This is a genomic window from Sphingomonas larreae (assembly GCF_051400595.1).
Taxonomy (GTDB): domain Bacteria; phylum Pseudomonadota; class Alphaproteobacteria; order Sphingomonadales; family Sphingomonadaceae; genus Sphingomonas.
The window spans coordinates 294,168-313,790 of record NZ_JBLFFI010000004.1 but is presented as its reverse complement, the minus strand read 5'-3'; the positions used below and the strand labels follow the sequence as shown (position 1 = coordinate 313,790).

At 70.7% G+C, this 19,623-nt stretch carries 14 protein-coding genes; 4 read left to right on the top strand and 10 right to left on the bottom strand.

From position 1 onward, the window contains the following. The first annotated feature begins 121 nt into the window (after nt 1-121). Nucleotides 122-2,182, top strand: a complete 2,061-nt coding sequence (locus ACMGDM_RS15960) for a TonB-dependent receptor (RefSeq protein WP_436805095.1) — start codon at nt 122-124, stop codon at nt 2,180-2,182. Between the two features lie 359 nt (nt 2,183-2,541). On the opposite strand, the gene ACMGDM_RS15955 is transcribed toward ACMGDM_RS15960, so the two are convergent. The 3 genes from ACMGDM_RS15955 to hppD all read right to left on the bottom strand — a co-directional run bounded on the left by ACMGDM_RS15955 (nt 2,542) and on the right by hppD (nt 5,580). Next, nucleotides 2,542-2,910, bottom strand: coding sequence for a Rieske (2Fe-2S) protein (locus ACMGDM_RS15955; RefSeq protein WP_436805094.1), 369 nt, complete (start codon nt 2,908-2,910; stop codon nt 2,542-2,544). Then, nucleotides 2,907-4,193 (bottom strand): homogentisate 1,2-dioxygenase, encoded by a 1,287-nt coding sequence (gene hmgA / locus ACMGDM_RS15950; protein ID WP_436805093.1) that lies wholly within the window; start codon nt 4,191-4,193, stop codon nt 2,907-2,909. Before hmgA ends, ACMGDM_RS15955 begins: the two co-directional genes overlap by 4 nt. A gap of 322 nt (nt 4,194-4,515) precedes the next feature. Further along, the gene (gene hppD, locus ACMGDM_RS15945) at nt 4,516-5,580 is read right to left on the bottom strand and encodes a 4-hydroxyphenylpyruvate dioxygenase (protein ID WP_436805092.1); all 1,065 of its coding nucleotides are present in this window, start codon (nt 5,578-5,580) and stop codon (nt 4,516-4,518) included. A gap of 388 nt (nt 5,581-5,968) precedes the next feature. Here hppD and ACMGDM_RS15940 point away from each other — a divergent pair, with 388 nt between their 5' ends. Beyond that, entirely contained in the window at nt 5,969-7,060 is a 1,092-nt protein-coding gene (locus ACMGDM_RS15940) for a mechanosensitive ion channel family protein (protein ID WP_436805091.1), read from the top strand. A 142-nt stretch (nt 7,061-7,202) separates the two neighbouring features. Here ACMGDM_RS15940 and ACMGDM_RS15935 read toward each other — a convergent pair whose 3' ends face one another. The 3 genes from ACMGDM_RS15935 to otsB are packed head-to-tail and all read right to left on the bottom strand — an operon-like array spanning nt 7,203 to nt 11,130. Continuing rightward, on the bottom strand, nt 7,203-8,597 hold the full coding sequence (locus ACMGDM_RS15935; protein ID WP_436805090.1) for an alpha,alpha-trehalose-phosphate synthase (UDP-forming): 1,395 nt from the start codon (nt 8,595-8,597) through the stop codon (nt 7,203-7,205). After that, on the bottom strand, nt 8,594-10,375 hold the full coding sequence (locus ACMGDM_RS15930; protein ID WP_436805089.1) for a glycoside hydrolase family 15 protein: 1,782 nt from the start codon (nt 10,373-10,375) through the stop codon (nt 8,594-8,596). The genes ACMGDM_RS15935 and ACMGDM_RS15930 overlap by 4 nt, the downstream gene beginning before the upstream one ends. Further along, on the bottom strand, nt 10,375-11,130 hold the full coding sequence (gene otsB / locus ACMGDM_RS15925) for a trehalose-phosphatase (RefSeq protein WP_436805088.1): 756 nt from the start codon (nt 11,128-11,130) through the stop codon (nt 10,375-10,377). Before otsB ends, ACMGDM_RS15930 begins: the two co-directional genes overlap by 1 nt. Nucleotides 11,131-11,554: 424 nt before the next feature. Between otsB and katG the strand changes: the two genes are divergently transcribed. Continuing rightward, entirely contained in the window at nt 11,555-13,786 is a 2,232-nt protein-coding gene (gene katG / locus ACMGDM_RS15920) for a catalase/peroxidase HPI (protein WP_436805087.1), read from the top strand. Nucleotides 13,787-13,930: 144 nt separating this feature from the next. On the opposite strand, the gene ACMGDM_RS15915 is transcribed toward katG, so the two are convergent. The 4 genes from ACMGDM_RS15915 to ACMGDM_RS15900 form a co-directional block, all read right to left on the bottom strand. Then, nucleotides 13,931-14,917 carry an NAD(P)H-dependent flavin oxidoreductase gene (locus ACMGDM_RS15915; protein WP_436805180.1) on the bottom strand — a complete coding sequence of 329 codons (987 nt, stop codon included), beginning with the start codon at nt 14,915-14,917 and terminating at the stop codon, nt 13,931-13,933. 721 nt (nt 14,918-15,638) lie between these two features. Next, nucleotides 15,639-16,676 carry a sensor histidine kinase gene (locus ACMGDM_RS15910; RefSeq protein WP_436805086.1) on the bottom strand — a complete coding sequence of 346 codons (1,038 nt, stop codon included), beginning with the start codon at nt 16,674-16,676 and terminating at the stop codon, nt 15,639-15,641. A gap of 8 nt (nt 16,677-16,684) precedes the next feature. After that, entirely contained in the window at nt 16,685-17,134 is a 450-nt protein-coding gene (locus tag ACMGDM_RS15905) for a response regulator (RefSeq protein ID WP_436805085.1), read from the bottom strand. Further along, complete coding sequence (locus tag ACMGDM_RS15900) at nt 17,131-18,651, bottom strand: sensor histidine kinase (RefSeq protein ID WP_436805084.1); 1,521 nt, start codon at nt 18,649-18,651, stop codon at nt 17,131-17,133. Before ACMGDM_RS15900 ends, ACMGDM_RS15905 begins: the two co-directional genes overlap by 4 nt. Before the next feature lie 179 nt (nt 18,652-18,830). Here ACMGDM_RS15900 and ACMGDM_RS15895 point away from each other — a divergent pair, with 179 nt between their 5' ends. After that, complete coding sequence (locus ACMGDM_RS15895) at nt 18,831-19,493, top strand: hypothetical protein (RefSeq protein ID WP_436805083.1); 663 nt, start codon at nt 18,831-18,833, stop codon at nt 19,491-19,493. Nucleotides 19,494-19,623 lie beyond the last annotated feature (130 nt).

Sequence of the window (19,623 nt, the reverse complement as noted above, 5' to 3'; positions counted from 1 at the left end):
GGGACGCCAGTGGTTTCCTCTAATCCTTCCCGCATGGCGGGGAGGACCGGCCCCTCTCGCACGATCGCGATCAGTCACTCCGCGCTCGCTCCCGCTCGCGCGCTCGGCTACCGCCACCCCCATGCGCAAGCTCCTGATCCCCGCCGCCTTTCTCGCCTCCGCCCCGGCCGCGGCGCAGGACGCCCCCGCCGCTCCCGGCGCTGATATCATCGTCACCGGCCGCGGGCTCGACGAGCGCGCCGGCGACCGCGCCTTCTCGATCGTCACGATCGATCAGGACCGGCTCCGCGCCAACGCCAGCGACCGGCTCGAGAGCGTGCTCGCCGACGTCGCCGGGTTGCAGCAGTTCCGCCGCTCCGACTCGCGCTCGGCCAATCCGACCAGCCAGGGCATCACCCTGCGCGGCATCGGTGGCAACGCGTCAAGCCGCGCTTTGCTGCTGCTCGACGGCGTGCCGCAGACCGACCCGTTCGGCGGCTGGGTGCCGTTCCCGGCCTATGCCACCGACCGGCTCGGCCGCATCCGCGTGACCCGCGGCGGCGGCAGCGGCTATCTCGGCGCGGGCGCGCTGGCGGGCACGGTCGAGCTGGAGAGCGCCGACCCGCGCCAGCTCGCCCCCGTGATGGCGTCGCTCGCTTATGGCAGCCGCGACTCGGTCGACGCCAACGCCTCGGCGACGCTGACCAGCGGGGTGGGCTTTGCCACGATCTCGGGCGCGTACCAGCGCGGCGACGGCTTCACCCCGACCGTGCGTGAGGACCGCGGCCCCGCCGACCGGCCGGCGCCGTACGAGCAGGCCTCGGGCGCGGTGCGCGGCGTGATCGCGCTGGCGCCCGCGATCGAGCTCCAGGCGAATGTGTCGGCCTTCACCGACACGCGCGAGCGCGGCACCGCCTTCACCGACAATCGCAGCGAGGGCGCCGACGCCAGCCTGCGCCTGGTCGGGCGCGGCACCTGGGGCTTCACTGCTTTGGCCTATCTCCAGACGCGCGGCTTCGCGTCGCGCTTTGCCAGCGTGGACGCCGCGCGCACCCGCGCCACCCAGACGCTCAACCAGTATAACACGCCCGCGACCGGCACCGGCGCGCGGATCGAGATCGCGCCGCCGGTCGGCGAGGGGCGCGAGCTGCGGCTGGGCGCCGAGTGGCGCGACGTCAGCGGGCGGACGCAGGAGCTGTACACCTTCGTCAACGCCGCGCCGACGCGCCGCCGCGTCGCGGGCGGCGACCAGCGCACGCTCGGCGCCTTCGCCGACGCCAGCGCGACGCTGGGCACGCTGACGCTCACCGCGGGCGGCCGCGTCGATTGGTGGAAGATCGACAATGGCTTCCTGCGCGAGACCCCGCTGGCGGCGGGCGCGGCGCTGACCGACACGCGCTTCGCCGACCGCAGCGGCAGCCAGGCGACCGGCCGCGTCGGCGCCGCCTGGGCGCCGGTGAGCGCGGTGACGTTCCGCGCGGCGGGCTATCGCGGCTGGCGGCTGCCGACGCTCAACGAATTGTACCGCCCGTTCCGCGTCGGCGCCGACGCCACTGCGGCCAATGCCGCGCTCAAGCCCGAGACGCTGACCGGCGTCGACGGCGGCGTGACGGTGACGCCACTCGGCGGCGTGGCGCTGACCGCGACCGTCTTCTGGAACCGGCTCGACGACGCCATCGCCAACGTCACCGCGGGCACCGGGCCGGGGACCTTCCCCGGGGTCGGCTTCGTCGCGGGGGCGTATCGCGTGCGGCAGAATCTCGATTCGATCCGCTCGCGCGGGGTCGAGCTCGACGCGCGCTGGACGCTCGGCGAGGTGACCGCGTCGGGCTCGTGGAGCCACGTCGACCCGCGCGTGTCGGCGAGCGGCGCGGCCGCCGCGCTCGACGGGCTGCGCCCCGCGCAGACGCCGCTCGACCAGCTCTCCGCGACGCTCGGCTGGCGGCGCGACCGGCTGGCAGCCTCGGCGACGCTGCGCCATGTCGCGCGCCAGTTCGAGGACGACCAGAACCTGCGCGCGCTGGCGCCGGCGACCACGCTCGACGGTTACGTCGCGCTGCCGCTGACCCGGACGGTGGCGGTGGAGGCGCGCGCGGAGAACCTGTTTGACGAGCGCGTCGAGGCCGGTATCAGCGGCGCCGATGTGGTGGAGCGCGCCACGCCGCGGACCTTGTGGCTGGGGCTGCGCTTCCGGGGCGGGTGAGCCCCGGCGCGTCTGAAGCGCCGGCGGGCGATCGGAGACAGGAGTACACCCCGCCGCGCATAGGGGATCCCTCTGCAACGCTCTTCCGTCATCCCGGACTTGGTCCGGGATCCACCGTTCCGCGCACTCCTCAGCCGTTGCTTCCGGGGAGAAGTGGATTCCGGACCGAGTCCGGGATGACGGAAGGTAGGCGTTCCGGACCTCGCAGGAGTCACTGAGGGGAAACAGCCGTCAGCTCCCCTCCCTTCAGGGGAGGGGCTGGGGTTGGGGCCTGTCCGCCGATGCGGCGCTCGCGGCAACGCCCCACCCCGACCCTCCCCTGAAGGGGAGGGGGAGCCCTCCACCCCTCCGCGCGTGCCTCACCCGGTCACGATCATCCCGTCGCGCACCGTCACCGGCCACGCCGCCAGCCGCGCCCCCGCGCACGGCCCCGCGACGCAGACTCCGTCCTCCACCCCGAACAGCGCGCCATGCCAGCTACAGCGGACGTGCCCCGCGGCGACATAATCGTCGAGCCGCTGCGCCAGCGGCAGCCCGGCATGCGGGCAGCGGTCGACATAGCCGAACACCGCGTCCCCGCGCCGCACCACGAAGCCGTGGAACCGCCCCGCGCGCAGCTGGAGCACGAAGTTGCGCGCCGCACCGTCCGCAATCGTGGCGAGCGGCGCCAGCGCCACGCCCGGCGGCGTCGCATCGACGCGCGCGCCCGCTGGCGCTTCCTCGCTCATCCGCGCGGCGGCACCTGCGCCTTGGGGAAGTCCTTCCACACCGCATCATAGTCGAGCTGTGCTTGCGCCAGCGCATGCGACGTCGGGCGATACGGCCAGCAGCTCTCCAGCATGAACGCCATCGTGCCGTCGATCTTGTGCGGCGTGAGCTCGGCCTCGGACGCGCCGCGCCAGCTCGCCAGATCGGGCCCGTGCCCGGCCATCATATTGTGGAGCGAGAGGCCGCCGGGGCGGAAGCCCTCCGCCTTGGCGTCATAGGCACCGGTGATCAGCCCCATCGCCTCGCTCATCACGTTGCGGTGGAACCATGGCGGGCGGAACGTGTCCTCCGCCACCATCCAGCGCGGCGGGAAGATCACGAAGTCGGCGTTGGCACGCCCGGGCACGTCGCTCGGGCTGGTCAGCAATGTGAAAATCGACGGGTCGGGATGGTCGAAGCTGACCGTGTTGATCGTCATGAAGCGCGCTAGGTCGTACCGCCATGGCGCGAGGTTGCCGTGCCACGCCACCACGTCGAGCGGGCTGTGGTCGAGCGTGGTGGTCCACAACGTGCCGAGGAACTTCTGGATCACCTCGGTCGGCCGGTCCTCATCCTCGAAGCGCGCCACCGGCGTCTCGACGTCGCGCGGGTTGGCGAGGCCGTTGGCGCCGATCGGGCCGAGATCGGGCAGGCGGAACAGCGCGCCGTGATTCTCCGCGACATAGCCGCTGGCCTGGCCGTCGGGCAGCGTGGCGCGGAAGCGCACCCCGCGCGGCACCAGCGCGATCTGCCCGGGCGCCACCTCGACGCGGCCGAGCTCGGTGTCGAGCCGCAGCCGCCCGGCCTGGGGGAGAAACAGCAGCTCGCCGTCCGCATCGGTGAAGACGCGGTCGGTCATGTCGCGATTGGCGGCATAGACGTGGAGCGCGACCCCCTCCAGCTCGGCAGGGTCGCGGTTGGCGAGCATCGTCACCATGCCGTCGACGAGGTCGGTCGGCGCCTCGGGCGCGGCGAGCGGGTCCCAGCGCAGCCGGTTGGGCGCGAGCGGCGCAGCGTCGGTGCCGGGGGCGAGCAGCGGCGCGCCATGGTAGCGGCGGTACGGCGGGTGCTCGGCGGTGGGGCGCAGCCGGTAGAGCCAGGAGCGGCGGTTCTCGTGGCGCGGCGCGGTGAAGGCGGTGCCGGAGAGCTGTTCGGCATAGAGGCCGAAGGCGGGCCGCTGCGGCGAGTTGCGTCCGATCGGCAGCGCGCCGGGCACCGCCTCGGTCGAGACATGGTTGCCGAAGCCGGGGATATAATCGCTCATGCGCCGCTCCTGTGCTGGCCCGTACGCGGGGATGGTCCTGTCTGTCTCACGATCGTGTCATCTCGCGAGAGCTGTACCCGGCGGCTTGCCACCCCAACGCCCCCCTAGCACCACCCCGGCGGACGCCGGGGTCCAGGTGCGGGGTTCCGGTGGGTCCCATTGCCGCTATCCTAACTAGGCCCCGGCCTCCGCCGGGGCGGCAAGTGGTTGAGGCGGTGATCGTCGGGACGACGAGCGGGTAGCGACCCCAGCGCAGACGCCGTGCTCCTGCGCGTCGCCGCCTGCGTTGCTGGGTTCCTGCGTTCGCAGGAACACGCCCCGCTCACGCATCCACGGTAATCACCCCGCGGCGGATCTGGTCGAGCTCGATCGATTCGTACAGCGCCTGGAAATTGCCGTTGCCGAAGCCCTGGTTGCCCTTGCGCTGGATGATCTCGAAGAAGATCGGTCCCACCATCGTTTCGGTGAAGATCTGGAGCAGCAGGCCCTCCTCGCCGACGTTGCCGTCGATCAGGATGCGGTTCCTGCGCAGCCGCTCGAGGTCCTCGCCGTGGTTCGGCACGCGCTGGTCGACCAGCTCGTAATAGGTCTCGATCGTGTCCTGCAGCTTCACGCCGCGCGCGCGCAGCTTCTCCACCGTGGCGTAGATGTCGTCGGTGGTGAGCGCGAGATGCTGGATGCCCTCGCCGTTGTAATCGCGGATGAACTCCTCGATCTGGCTCTTGTCGTCCTGGCTCTCGTTGAGCGGGATGCGGATCGCACGGTCGGGCGCGATCATCGCCTGGCTGAACAGCCCGGTCGCCTTGCCCTTGATGTCGAAATACTTCTGCTCCTCGAAGCCGAAGATCTGGCCGTAGAACTCGGCCCAGACGCGCATCTGCCCGCGGCGGACATTGTGGGTGAGATGGTCGAGCAGGTCGAGCCCGACGTCATTCGCCGCCATCGCCTCGGCCGCGCCGGGCACCGCGTCCCACGCGTCGTAGATCGAGCCCGCCGCGCCGTGGCGGTCGACGAGATACAGCAGCGAGCCGCCGATCCCCTCCAGCGCGGGAAGCTCGTCGAGCGCCTGACCGGCCGGCGCCGGCTTGGCGCCGCGCGCGATCGCGGCGTCATAGGCGGCGCTCGCGTCCTGCACGCGGAACGCCATCGCGCTCGCCGAGGGGCCGTGCGCGGCGCGGAAGGCGGCGGCGTGGCCGTCGGCCTCGCGGTTGATCAGCAGCGTGATGCGGCCCTGCTGGTAGCGGGTGAGCGCGCGCGTGGGATGAGTCGCGGTGGCGGCGAAGCCGAGCGCCTCGAACTGCGCCGCCAGCGCGTCCGCGTCGGGCGCGGTGAACTCGCAGAACTCGAAGCCGTCGAGCCCCATCGGATTGACGTCGATATGCTGCATGGTCGGCCTCGTTATGGTATCGTGTGAGACGATATCAGGTGAGACCAGGTGCGGTCAACGTGTGGCTCGGGTCGCTGCCGCGCTTCCGCTTACTCGGGCGAAGGCCGGGGCCCAGATGGGTGGCGGTGCTTCGCGGGCGCCATTACGGAAAAGAAGGGATCTCGGCGGCACCTCCCCCACGAAGCTGGCGTCATCCTGAGCTTGTCTCGGGATCCACCCCGCCGCGCACCCCATCGGTGCGGCGTCAGCGGGTCGGTGGATCCTGAAACGAGTTCAGGATGACGCCGGCGGAGAGGTCGCCCCGGGGCGCTCACCGCGCCCGCGAGGGAACGCCCGCCCGCGCGCCCTCGTTGCGCCTCCGGAACACCACGCCTCCCAAGGAGCATTGATGGCCGCGCTGACCCGAACGCTGCGCGCGTGGACGCGCGAGATGCCCGACTGGCTGCTCGGCTTCGCTTATGTCGCGGCGGCGGTGGCGCTGGCGCTGGTGGCGCATCGCCTGATCGTCTGGGTGGCGCGCCGCGCGACCCGCGCACGCCCCGACAGCACCGCCGCGGTGTTCGTCGAGCGCGTGCGCAAGCTGCTGCGCTGGCTGCTGATCGCGATCGCGCTGGCGGCGGTCCAGCCCGCGCTCGATCTCAGCCGCGGCGCCGCGACCCTGTGGGCGCGCCTCTCGGCGCTGCTGGTGCCGGGGCTGATGGGCTGGTGCGCGATCGTCGCGATCGGGACGGTGATCGACGTGATGATGCGCCGCGCCGACATCAGCGTGGAGGACAATCTGCGCGCGCGGCGGCGCCGCACCCGGCTCGGCATCCTGCGCCAGATCATCGTCTCGGTGGTGCTGCTGGTCACGATCTGCACGATGCTGATGACGATCCCGAGTGTGCGCAGCCTGGGGGTGACGCTGGCGGCCTCGGCGGGTCTCGCCGGGCTGGCGGTGGGCGCCGCCGCGCAGCCAGCGCTCAAGAACCTGATTGCCGGTTTCCAGATGATCTTCACCGAGCCGATCCGGATCGACGACGTCGTGATCATGGACGGCGAATGGGGGCGGATCGAGGAGATCCGGCTGACCTATGTTGTCGTCAAGATCTGGGACGAGCGCCGGCTCGTGGTCCCCGTTTCCAAGTTCCTCGAGCAGAGCTTCCAGAACTGGACGCGGCAGTCGAGCGCGCTGCTGGGCAGCGTGTTCTGGTATCTCGACCCCGCGGTGGACGTCGAGCGGCTGCGCGCGAAGCTCGGCGAGATCGTCACGAGCAACCCGCGCTGGGACAAGCGCTTCTGGAACCTGCAGGTGACCGACACCAAGCCCGACGGCTCGATCGAGCTGCGCGGGCTGATGACCGCGCGCGACGCGTCCACCGCATTCGACCTGCGCTGCGACGTGCGCGAGGCGCTGCTGGCGTATATCCGCGCCGAGATGCCGGAGGCGCTGCTGCGGCGGCGGGTGCTGGTGGAGGGGGAGGTCAACGGCTCGGCCTGAGGACGTTCTCCCGTCTCCTTGCAGGATTCCTCTGCAGGACCAAGCAGAACAACATCTTGCGGTGTGTGCGGCCCTCGGCTCCTGCCGGCGCAGGAGCGCCGCACGAACCCCGCGATGATCCCCTCAGAGGGAAGCGCCCCCGCTATTCCGCCCCTTCGCTCACCTCGACCCGCTCCAGCGCGCCGAGGAACTCGCTCGCCCACCAGGTGACGTCGCGCGCCTGCACGTCGGCCATCAGCGCCTCCCAGCGGCGCACGCGCTCGTCGCGCGGCATGCGCAGCGCCTGCCAGATCGCGTCGGAGACTTCCTCCGCGCTGTACGGGTTGACCAGCAGCGCCTCGCCCATCTGCTCGGCCGCGCCGGCGAAGCGCGACAGCACCAGCACGCCCGGGTCCTCCGGGTCCTGCGCGGCGACATATTCCTTCGCCACGAGGTTCATCCCGTCGCGCAGCGGGGTCACCAGCCCGATCTTGGCGGCGCGGTAGATGCCGGCGAGCTGGTCGCGCGGATAGCCCTGGTTGACGTAGCGGATCGGCACCCAGTCGACGTCGGCATATTCGCCGTTGATCCGTCCCGAGATCTGCTCGAGCGAGGTGCGGATGCGCTGATAGCTTTCCACCGAGACGCGGCTGGGCGGCGCCACCTGAAGGAGGAACACCTCCTTGCGCTCCTCGGGATGCTCGATCAGGAAGCGCTCATAGCCGAGGAAGCGCTCCTCCAGCCCCTTGGAATAATCGAGCCGGTCGACGCCGACGATCATGTCGCGCCCGGTCGCGCTGTCGCGCATGCGGCGATAGGCCAGCCGCGCCGCGACACCCTTGGACATCTCGGCAAACTCGGCGGCGTCGATCCCGATCGGGCAGGCGACCAGCTTGACGCAGCGGTCGCCTAACCGCGCGATGCCGTGCTCGTCCACGGTGGCGCCCATGTCGTGCACCGCGAAGTCGCGGAACGAGTCGAGCCATTCGGCGGTGTGGAAGCCGATCAGGTCATAGGCGAACAGCGTCTCGACCAGCTCCTGCGCGTTGGGCAGGGTGCCGAGCAGCCGGCGCGGCGGCCAGGGGATGTGGAGAAAGAAGCCGATCTTGTTGCGGCACCCGCGCTGGCGCAGCTCGGCGCCGAGCGGGAACATGTGATAGTCCTGGATCCACACCAGATCGTCGGGCTCGATCAGCGGGCGGACGGTGTCGGCGAAGCGCTGGTTGGTGCGCTGATAGCCGCCGGCGAACTCGCGCTCATATTCCGCCAGGTCGATGCGGTAATGGAATAGCGGCCAGAGCGTGCGATTGGCATAGCCATCGTAATATTCCTGGACGTCCTGTTCCTCGAGATCCACCGTCGCGGTGGTCACGCCCTGGTCGCGCTGAAAGTTGATATGGCCGGTGAAATGATCGGTCTGCTCGCCCGACCAGCCGAACCACAAGCCGCCGCGGTCGCGCAGCGCCGCCGCCATCGCCACCGCCAGCCCGCCCTGTGCCCCCGACGTGGAACCCTTGGGCGCGGTGACACGGTTCGAGATGACGATCAGACGACTCAACGAATGCTACTCCAGGGTTTGCTCAGCATGGCGGCGCAGTTGATCATGCCCACCAGCGAATAGGTCTGCGGATAGTTGCCCCACAGTTCCCCACTATGGGGATCGATGTCCTCGGACAGCAGCCCGGCCGCGGTGCAGCGCGTCAGCATCTCCTCGAACAGGGCGCGCGCCTCGTCGCTGCGGCCGGTGAGGTACAAGGCCTCGATCAGCCAGAAGGTGCAGACGTTGAAGGCGGTCTCGGGCAGGCCGAAATCGTCCTCGGTGTCGTAGCGCAACATGGTCGAGCCACGCCGCAGCCCGGTCTCGATCGCCGCCAGCGTGTCGAGGAAGCGCGGGTCGTCCGCCTCGAGGAAGCGCAGGTCGAGCAATTGCAGCACGCTGGCGTCGAGATCGTCGCCGGCGAAGGTGGCGGACATGCGCCGCGTCTCCTCGCGCCACGCCGCGCCCTCGATGCGGACGCGGATCACCTGCGCGCGCTCGGCCCACACCGCCTGGCGCTCGGCCAGCCCGAGCCGCTCGGCGGCATTGGCGAGCCGGTCGCACGCCGCCCAGCACATCGCGCTGGAATAGGTGTGGACGCTCTGCCGCGTGCGCAGCTCCCACAGGCCCGCGTCGGGCTGGTCGTAATAGGCCCAGGCACGCTCGCCGACGCGCTCCAGTGCCTCGAAATCCTCGACGCCGCTGGCGCGGAACAGGCGATGGTCGAAGAAGGCGTGGACCGAGCACAACACGATCTGGCCATAGGCGTCGTGCTGGATCTGCTCGGCCGCCTGGTTGCCGACGCGCACCGGCCCCATGCCGCGATACCCCGAGAGCTGCTCCTCGATCCGCTCGGGCAGCTGCGCTTCGCCGAGCACGCCGTACAGCGGCTGGATATGCCCGCCGCGCGCGGCGTCGACGATGTTGCGGAGATAGCCGAGATAGCCCTCCAGCACGTCGAGCGCGCCGAGCCGGTTGAGCGCCTGCACGGTGTAATAAGCGTCGCGAATCCAGCAGTAGCGATAGTCCCAGTTGCGCTGCGATCCGGCGTGCTCGGGCACCGAGGTGGTCAGCGCGGCGACGATCGCGCCGGTCTCCTCGTGCTGGCACAGCTTCAGCGTGATCGCGCAGCGGATCACCGTCTCCTGCCACTCCAGCGGGATGGCGAGCCCGCGCACCCAGCCCTGCCACTCCTGCGTGGTGCGGTAGAGCATCAGGTCGACGGTGCTGGCGAGGTCGCCCTGGAAGCTCTCGTCCGGCCCGAGGAAGAAGTGGAGCGGGCGCTCGACCCGGAAGGCGTGCTCGCCCTGCACCATCGCGATCGGTGCGGTGGTGGTGAGCCGCAGCGCGATCGTGTCGAGCAGCAGGCGGAGGTGGTTGGAGCCGCCGATCTGCTCGCGGCAGCCGCCGCCCCAGCCGCAGGTGGGGCGCAGCCGGATGCGGACGCGCGGGCTGCCCGCGACCGGCCGGACGATTCGCGCGAAGGCGACCGGGCGATAGGTGCGCCCCTCGCGCTGGAAGCGCGGGCAGAAATCGATCACCTCGATCGCGCCGCCGTGCCTGTCGGTGTGGCGCGTCACCAGGATCGGGGTGTTGCGGATATATTCCTGCTCGACCGAGACGCTGTCCTCGATCTCGACGCCCCAATAGCCGCTGTCGGGCGCATCGCCGCCGAGCAGCGCGGAGAAGAGCGGGTCACCGTCGACGCGCGGCACGCAGCCCCAGACGAAGCGCCCCTGGCGATCCACCAGCGCGCTCACCTGGCAATTGCCGATCGGCCACAGGTCGAGGTTGGTCATCATGTCTCCGTCGGGTGAGGGGAAGGGCAGGCGGCGGCGAGCCAGGCGAGCGCGGCGGCGACGTCGTCGAGCCGATAGGCGGCGGCGGTGTCGCGCGCCGGGCCCACCAGCACGCCCGCGCCGCTTAGGGCACGCGCGGCGGCGAAGCCCGCCTCGTCGGTCACGTCGTCCCCCATGAACACAGGACGCGTGTGGCGCCGCGCGGGTTCCGCCATCAGCAGGTCCACCGCGCTGCCCTTGTCGCGCCCGCGCAGGCGCAGCTCGGCCACCATCTTGCCGTGCTGCACCAGAAGGCCGTGCGCCGCGGCGAGTTCGTCGGCGAGCGCGCTGACCGCGGCCTCGGCCGCGGGCGCCTGGCGATAATGAAGGCCGACGCCGAACGGCTTGTCCTCGATCAGCACGCCGGGGTGGCGCTCGGCGAGCGCGCGCGCGGCGGCGAGCGCCTGGTCGAGCGCGGGCGGTCGCTCGGGCGCGTAGCAGCCGCCGTCGGCGGCGGCGATCTCGAGCCCGTGGCTGCCCGCGACGGTGAGCAAGGCGGGGGCGAGCAGCGCCTGCACCTCCGCCACCGGGCGCCCGCTGACGATCGCGACGCGCCCGTCGAGCGCCTCGACCAGCCGCGCGAGCAGGCCGGGGACATGCTCGGCCACCGCGACCGCGTCGGGCGTGTCGGCGATCTCGACCAGCGTGCCGTCGAAATCGAGGAACAGGCTGGCGCCGTGGAGCAGGTCGACGGGCGGGGGCGGGAGCGCGGTCATGCCGCGCGTGGTGACGGCAAGGCGCGGGGGATGCAATGGGGTCGGGCGATGCGAGATCCTCCCCGGAACGGGAAGCTATCTCATAAGGACGATCCGTACAGCTCTCACACGCCCAGCCTGTTCCGTCATCCCGGACTTGATCCGGGATCCAGCGTGCCGCGTACGCACAGGTCGTCCGTTTTGCGGATGCATGGATCCCGGATCGAGTCCGGGATGACGGCAGGGCGTTAAGTGTCGGCGGATTACACCGTCATACGATAGCCGTCTCCGTCATGCAGGAAGCATTACTGATCGACGCACTCCTTCAAAGCTACGCCTTTAATCGATTTTACTCGCGTCATCGGAACGTCCTATCCCTCCGTCAACGGTGGCCTGGTGCGGCGCATGCGCGCGGCGCGTGGCCACGATGCTGAGGAGAGCGAGCATGGACGCGAAGACGGGCGAAGTGGGCGGCGGCTGCCCCGTTGTCGGGCACGGCGGGGGCAATCGCTCAAAGCGCCAGGGCAATCGCGAATGGTGGCCGGAGGGGCTCAGCCTCACCGCGCTGAACCAGCATTCGCCGCGCTCCAACCCGCTCGGCGCCGACTTCGACTATGCCGCGGCGTTCGCCACGCTCGACCTCGACGCGGTGATGGCCGACCTCAAGGCGCTGATGACCGACTCGCAGGATTGGTGGCCGGCCGATTTCGGCCATTACGGCGGCCTGTTCATCCGTCTGGCCTGGCACTCGGCGGGCACCTATCGCATCACCGACGGGCGCGGCGGCGCGGGCGGCGGGCAGCAGCGCTTCGCCCCGCTCAACTCCTGGCCTGACAATGCCAGCCTCGACAAGGGCCGCCGCCTGTTGTGGCCGATCAAGCAGAAGTACGGCAACGCGCTGAGCTGGGCGGACCTGTTCGTGCTCGTCGGCAATGCCGCGCTCGAGTCGATGGGGTTCAAGACCTTCGGCTTCGCCGGCGGCCGCGCCGACACCTGGGAGCCGGAGGAATTGTTCTGGGGCCCCGAGGGCACCTGGCTCGGCGACGAGCGCTATTCGGGCGAGCGCCAGCTCCACCCCGGGCTTGGCGCGGTGCAGATGGGGCTCATCTACGTCAACCCCGAGGGTCCCAACGGCGAGCCCGACCCGGCGCGATCGGCGCACGACATCCGCGAGACGTTCGGCCGCATGGCGATGAACGACGAGGAAACCGTGGCGCTGATCGCCGGCGGCCATACCTTCGGCAAGACCCACGGCGCAGGTGACCCATCGTTCATCGGCGTCGAGCCCGAGGGCGCGGTGATCGAGGACCAGGGGCTCGGCTGGCGCAGCAAGTTCGAGAGCGGCGTCGGTCCGCATGCGATCACTTCGGGGCTCGAGGTGACGTGGAGCCAGACGCCGACGCAATGGTCGAACCGCTATTTCGAGAATCTGTTCGGCTTCGAGTGGGAGCTGACCAAGAGCCCGGCCGGCGCGCACCAGTGGATCGCCAAGGACGCCCCCGAGGACGTGCCCGACGCCTTCGATCCGAACAAGAAGCATCGTCCGACGATGCTCACCTCGGACATCGCGCTGCGCGCCGATCCGGTCTACGAGAAGATCTCGCGCCGCTTCCTCGAGAATCCGGACGAGTTCGCCGATGCCTTCGCGCGCGCCTGGTTCAAGCTGACCCACCGCGACATGGGGCCGCGCGAGCGCTACCTCGGCAAGCTCGTGCCGCAGGAGACGCTGATCTGGCAGGACCCGATCCCGGCGCTCGACCATCCGGTGATCGAGGCGGGCGAGATCGCCGACCTCAAGGCCAAGCTGCTCGACCTCGGCTTCACCGTGCCGCAGCTGGTGTCGGTCGCCTGGGCCTCGGCCTCGACCTTCCGCGGCTCGGACAAGCGCGGCGGCGCGAACGGCGCACGCATCCGCTTCGCGCCGCAGAAGGACTGGGACGTCAACGATCCCGCGCTGCTGGCGCAGGTCCTCCCCAAGTTGGAGCAGGTCAAGGCCGAGTTCGACGCCGCTGCCACCGGCGGCAAGAAGGTGTCGATCGCCGACCTGATCGTGCTCGCGGGCACCGCTGCAGTGGAGAAGGCGGCGCGTGACGGCGGCGTCGACGTCGAGGTGCCGTTCACCCCCGGCCGGATGGACGCGAGCGAGGAGTGGACCGACGCGCAGTCGTTCCAGGCGCTCAAGCCGATGGCCGACGGCTTCCGCAATTATTACTGGGACGGCTGTTTCATGGCACCCGAGGAGGCGCTGGTCGACAAGGCGCAGCTGATGCGGCTGACCGCGCCCGAGATGACCGTGCTCGTCGGCGGCTTGCGCGTGCTCGGCGCCAATGCGTTCGGCGCCACGGAGGGCGTGTTCACCGATCGCGTCGGCGTGCTGACCAACGACTTCTTCGTCAATCTGCTGACGATGGAGAATGAGTGGGTCGCGACCGAGTCGAACAACCGCTTCCAGGGCCTGAACCGCAAGACGAAGGCGCCGACCTGGACCGCCACGCGCGTCGACCTGATCTTCGGGTCGCAGTCCGAGCTGCGCGCGCAGGCGGAGGTCTACGCCCAGTCCGACTCCAAGGAGAAGATGGTCCGCGACTTCGTCAAGGCGTGGGATAAGGTGATGAACGCCGACCGCATCGACCAGCTCAAGCCGGCCGATGCGTTCAGCCAGAAGCTGTCGGCCTGAGCTGACCGGACGGAGCCCGCTTGCGCCAGCCCATGGGCGCCGGGCGCGGGCGGGAGACCAGTGCCAGCCCTCGGGAGCGTCACGCCGATCGCCCCTCCCTTTCGGGGGAGGGGCTCACCCGCGTAGCACCCCGCCGGCCGCGCCTTATCCCGCGCGACGCGCCAGCGCGTGCGCGGCCTCGGCCATCAGCGCGGCGATGATGTCCGCGATCGGCTCTTCCTTGGTCACCATCCCGACCGACTGGCCCGCCATCACGCTGCCATGCTCGACGTCGCCGTCGATCACCGCGCGGCGCAGCGCACCCGCCCAATAATGTTCGATCTGGAGCTGCGCTTCGGCCATGGCCACGCGCCCCTCGTCGAGCGACAGCGCCACCTCGCGCTGCTTGGCGGTGAACAGCTCGCCGCCGGCGTTGCGGAGCGCGCGCACCGGGATCACCGGCAGCCGCGGGTCGAGCTGGACGCTCGCCACCGCGTCGCGCGCGCTGGCGCGGATGAACGCCTGCTTGAACTTCGGATGCGCGATCGACTCGGTGGCGCAGACAAAGCGCGTGCCGAGCTGGACACCGGCGGCGCCCATGTCGAGATAGCCCGCGATGGCCTCGCCGCGCCCGATCCCGCCCGCGACGAACACCGGCACCTGATCGGCGATCTCGGGCAGCATCTCCTGCGCCAGCACGCTGGTGGAAACCGGGCCGATATGCCCGCCCGCCTCCATCCCCTCGATCACCAGCGCGTCCACGCCGGAGCGGATCAGCTTCTTCGCCAGCGCCAGCGTCGGCGCGAAGCAGATCACCTTGGCGCCCCCCGCCTTGATCGCCTCGAGCGACCCCTTGGGCGGCAGCCCGCCGGCGAGCACGACATGGCCGACGCCGTGGCGCGCGCAGGTCGCGATCAGCGCGTCGAGCGCGGGGTGCATCGTGATCAGGTTGACGCCGAACGGCCGGTCGGTCAGCGCCTTGGTGGCGGCGATCTCGGCGTCGAGCAGCTCGGGGGTCATCGCACCGCAGGCGATCACGCCGAACCCGCCCGCGTTGGACATCGCGGCGACGAGATGGCGTTCGCTCACCCACGACATCGCCCCCGCCATGATCGCCACCTCGCTGCCGAGGAAGGCCGCGCCGCGCGCCATCCGGCGGGCGAGGCGCGCCGCGCCATCGGCGGGGACATCACCGCCGGCAGCGGCAGGGGCGGCGGGCGGGGGAGCGAGCGTGTCGGTCATGCCCTGCCGTATCGAAGCCGATGGTGATCGGCAATCACCCGCTCGGGGCACAACCCTGCGCGTGTGGCGCGTGTGGCGCGCGGCCCGCGCAAGCCAGCCGATCGCCGCATGACGGGCATCCCGGCAATGACGTGGTCCTATTATAATGGCTCAATGTCATTTTTGAACCAAAACGGGATTCTTTACGTTATTGGGTAAGTGTGACTCGCTTTTTGCGCGCCACGGCCAAGCATAAGCTGGCATGATAATGAGGGGAGAGGGATGATGATCGGTTCAATGTCGACGCGTCGCCGTTATTCGGTGCTGGCCGGGCTCACGCTGGCGAGCTGGAGCACCGTCGGGGTAGCAGTGGCGCTGTTCGTGCAGCTGGCGCACTGAGCCACTGCGTCACGGGGCGGTGCGACCGCCCGGGGGGCGGGCGGCGCGCCAGACTCGTTACTGCGGCACAGGGACAATAGCTGATTCTCGTCATTGTCTCTGTCGGCCGGGCAGCGACGCTTTGCCGGTGTCAAAGCGGCGACATCATCTCGTCCGCGCCATGCTCCTGCGCCCGCAGGAGCCCAGAGCCACGAACGCCGTTATCAGGGGCGCCCGCGGGCGCAGCGCATGGTCGCGCGAGATGTCCTGCCCGTCAGCGGATCGCCGCCGCCAGTACCGCGCGCGTGCCGCGATGCGCGGCGTCATAATGGAGCGCGGCGTCGAGGCTCTGCGCCATCGCGCGGATCAGGCGTGAGCCGACGCCGGTGCCCTTCGGCCCCTCGTCGCTGATGCCGATTCCGTCGTCTTCGACGATCAGCCGGAACCGGCCCTCGCCGTCGTGCGCCAAGGCGACGCGCACCTCGCCGTCCCCCGCGGGATAGGCGTATTTGCACGCGTTGCTCACCAGCTCGGTGACGATCACGCCCAACGACACCGCGCGGTCGGTCGGCAGCCGCAGCGGCTCGGCGGCGAGCGTCAGCCGGCGCGGTGCGCCGCTGGTTGACCAGGTCGCGTCGAGCTCGGCGATCAGCTGCGCGAGATAGTCCTGCATCTCGACTTGCTCGACGTCGTCGCCGGTGTAGAGCCGGCGATGGACCTGCGCGATCGCGCTGATGCGGCGCTGCGTGTCCTCCAGCGCGGCGCGCGCGCCGGGGTCCTCGAGCGCGCTCGACTGCATCCGCACCATCGCCGACACCAGCTGGAGCGAATTGGCGACGCGGTGGTTCACCTCCGCCAGCAGTGCCTCCAGCCGCGCGTTGCTGGCGCGCAGTTCGGCCTCGACGCGCGTCTTCTGCGCCTCCACCTCGGCGCGCGCCAGCACCTGGCGGAAGGTGGCGTCGAGCAGGTCGAAGAAGTCGTTGCCCGGCGTCTTCACGACATAATCGGCCGCGCCCGCGCGCAGCGCCGCCACCGCGACGCGCGTGTCCTCCGAGCCGCTGACATACACTACCGCCGGGGGCAGCGGCAGCGCATGGAGTCGCTCGAGCGTCTCCAGCCCGTCGATCCCCGGCATATAGTGATCCACCGCCACCAGGTCGAACCGCTCCGCCGCGGCCGCCGCCACGCCCGCCTCGCCGCCGTCCGCGACCGTCACCTGATAGCCGCGCCGCTCGAGCGCGCGGCTCACCAGCCGACGGATACCGGCGTCGTCGTCGATATAGAGGATGCGGGTGCCTGCGGCGATGGTCACGGCAGCGCTCAGTTCGCCCCGTCGAGGTCGGGCACCTGGATCACCGAGAGGAACAGCCCGAGCTGGCGGATCGCCTGGGCGAAGCTCTCGTAATTCACCGGCTTGGTGATGTAGACGTTGGCGCCGAGATCGTAGCAGCGCTGGATCTCGCGCGAATCGTCGGTGGTGGTCAGCACCACCACGGGGGTACGCTTCACCGGGCCGTCGTCGTTCTTGATCCGCGTCAGGATGTCGGTGCCGCTCATGTCGGGCAGGTTGAGGTCAAGCAGGATCAGCGCCGGGCCGCTGAGCGCGGGGCCGACCGGATCGTTGAAGATATAGTCGAGCGCGCTGGTCCCGTCGGTGAAATGACGGATCTCGTTGAGGATGCCAGCACGGCGAATGTTCTTTTCGATGAGTCGGGCATGGCCCTCGTCGTCCTCGATCATGACGATGCCGACCGACTGGTGCGCGTTCATTCGCTTCTGCCCCGCCCTTCAGATGGTGATTCCAATGTCAACGGTAGCGATAGCGTGAAAGTCGCGCCCTGTCCCAGGTTTGACTCGACCGCAATGGTTCCTCCCAGCCGGAACACCAAGGCGCGCACCGTCGCCAGCCCGATTCCCTCGCCCGGCTTGTCCTGCGCGCCCGAGCGGCGGAACAGGTCGAACACGCGCGCATGGTCGCGCGGGTCGATGCCGCGGCCGTTGTCCGCAACCGCATAGATCACGCGCTGCGCCTCGCGCCGCCCGCTCACCGTGATCCGCCCGGGCACGCCGGGGCGGAGATACTTCACCGCATTCTCGATCAGGTTGGAGAACACCTGATCAAGCGAGAAGCGATCGCTGACCACCTCGGGCAATCGCCCCTCCACCACCAGCGCCGCGTCGGCGTCGGCGAGCCGGTGGGTGAGCGTATCGCGGATCTGCGTGACCAGCTGCGCCACATCGATCCGCTCGGGCGCGAGCTGGCGCCGGCCCTGGCGCGAGAGCTGGAGGATGGCGTTGATCAGCCGATCCATCTTCTGCGTCGAGGCGCGGATGAAGCCGATCGCCTCGGGCAGGTCCTCGCGCGCGGACAGCCGCGCCTCCTCGCTGAGCAGCTGCGGCGCCTCCGCCTCGACCGCGTCGACCAGCGCGCCGAGCTGCCCGGTCGCCGCCTCGAGCTCGGCGGTGAAGCCCATCACGTTGACCAGCGGCGAGCGCAGGTCGTGGCTGACGATATAGGCGAAGCGCTGGATTTCCTCGTTGGCGCGGGTGAGATCCTCCGTCCGCTCGGCCACCATCTCCTCCAGGCTGTCCGCCAGCGCCTGGGTGGTATCGCGCGAGCGCGCCAGATCGCGCGTATAGGCCAGCACGGTGAGCAGCGCGATCACCGCCAGCACGCCGAGCAGCACCGCGGCGAGCATAAGGATGGCGTAGAAGGCGCGCTCGGTGACGCGCAGCTCGCGGTCGCGCAGCGCGAGCAGCCGGCGTTCCTCGCGCGCCATGCGGCTCATCAGGAAGCGCACCGCGCGCATGCTGTCGGCCTCGGTGTTGGCGCGGAAGGCGGCGAGCGCGGCGCGCTGGTCGCCGCGCTCCACCAGCGCCATCGTCTCGGCGCGGCGCTGCGCCAGCGCGGCGAGCTGCAGCCGCAGCCCCGCGATCGTGTTGCGCTGGCGCGGGTTGTCGGCGGTGAGCTGCGCCAGTGTGGCGAGCCGCCGCGGCAGCTCGGCGGCGGCGCGGTGATAGCCCTCGCGATAGGCGGGCGTGGCGGGGGCGAGCAGCGCGCCGCGACGCGTCGCCTCCGCTTCCTCGATCACGCGGCGCACCTCGACGATCGCCTTCTCGACCTCATAGGTATGGACCACCGCGCGCGTATGCGTCTGGTTCTGCTGCGTCACCCAGGCCGCGCCGCCGCCCGCCGCGAGCAGCGCGAGAAAGCCCGGCACCAGCAACGCGGTGAGGCGCGGTGCGATTCGGCCCGCAGGCGGCAGGAGGAACTTGGGCGTGGCCACGGCGGTGGCGGTTAGCGCGGGCGCACGCGCGACGCCAGCGCGGAAGGCGATTGCGGCGCGCCGACTCGCCCCGGCGCGAAAGCGACTCGGCTCGCCGCGTCGTACCGGACGCCGCGGTCGGCGCGCGTGCCGGATCGGCGTACACCCGCGCGCACGACATCGATCAAGGGGGCTCGACCGTGCGTTTCCATCTGAGCGCGCCCGTCGCGCTGTGCGCCGCGACACTGCTCGCCGCCTGCGCGCGCCACGCCGCGCCGCCGCCCACCGCGACGGTGGCGCCGCCGCCGGTGGTGGCGCTGGTGCCCGCGCCGCTGCCGGCCGGGGGGCGTCCCGGCATGACGATCCCGCCGCGGCTGGCGGACGGCAGCTATCCCACCCCCAATCGTGCGCTCAGCGCGGCCGGAGCGGTGTGGCATCTGCGCAGCGCACTCAACGTCGCCGCGCTCGCCTGCCGCGGCGCACAGGAGACGACCATCATCGCGCAGTACAACGCGCTGATCGCCACGCGCAAAGCCGAGCTGGCGAGCGCGCAGGCGACGCTCCAGGCGGAGTATCGCGCCGGCGGCGGCGACTGGCAGGACCGGTTCGACGACCAGATGACGCGGCTGTACAATTTCTTCGCGCAGGACCTCGCGCGCGACGCCTTCTGCGGCGCGGCGGCGGAGACGCTCGGCACGATCGGCGCGGTGCCCGCGGCGACGCTGCCGACCTTCGCGGCGGAGCGGCTGGCGACGCTGGAGCGGCCGTTCACCGAATTCTTCGCCGCCTATGACCGCTGGCGCGCGGGGCAGCTGGTGCCCGCGAGCGTGGCCGCGGCGGGGCCGGTCACCCCGGCGGGCTGAGCCGTTGATCCTCCGCGCTCGCGGCAAGGTGGCAGCGCGCCGGCGCTGACGCAGAGGCGGGCAGGCCCTTACAAGCCGATCCGTGCTCCCGCGCGCGCGGGAGCCCAGGGCGGCAGCGGCGGCGTTGCTG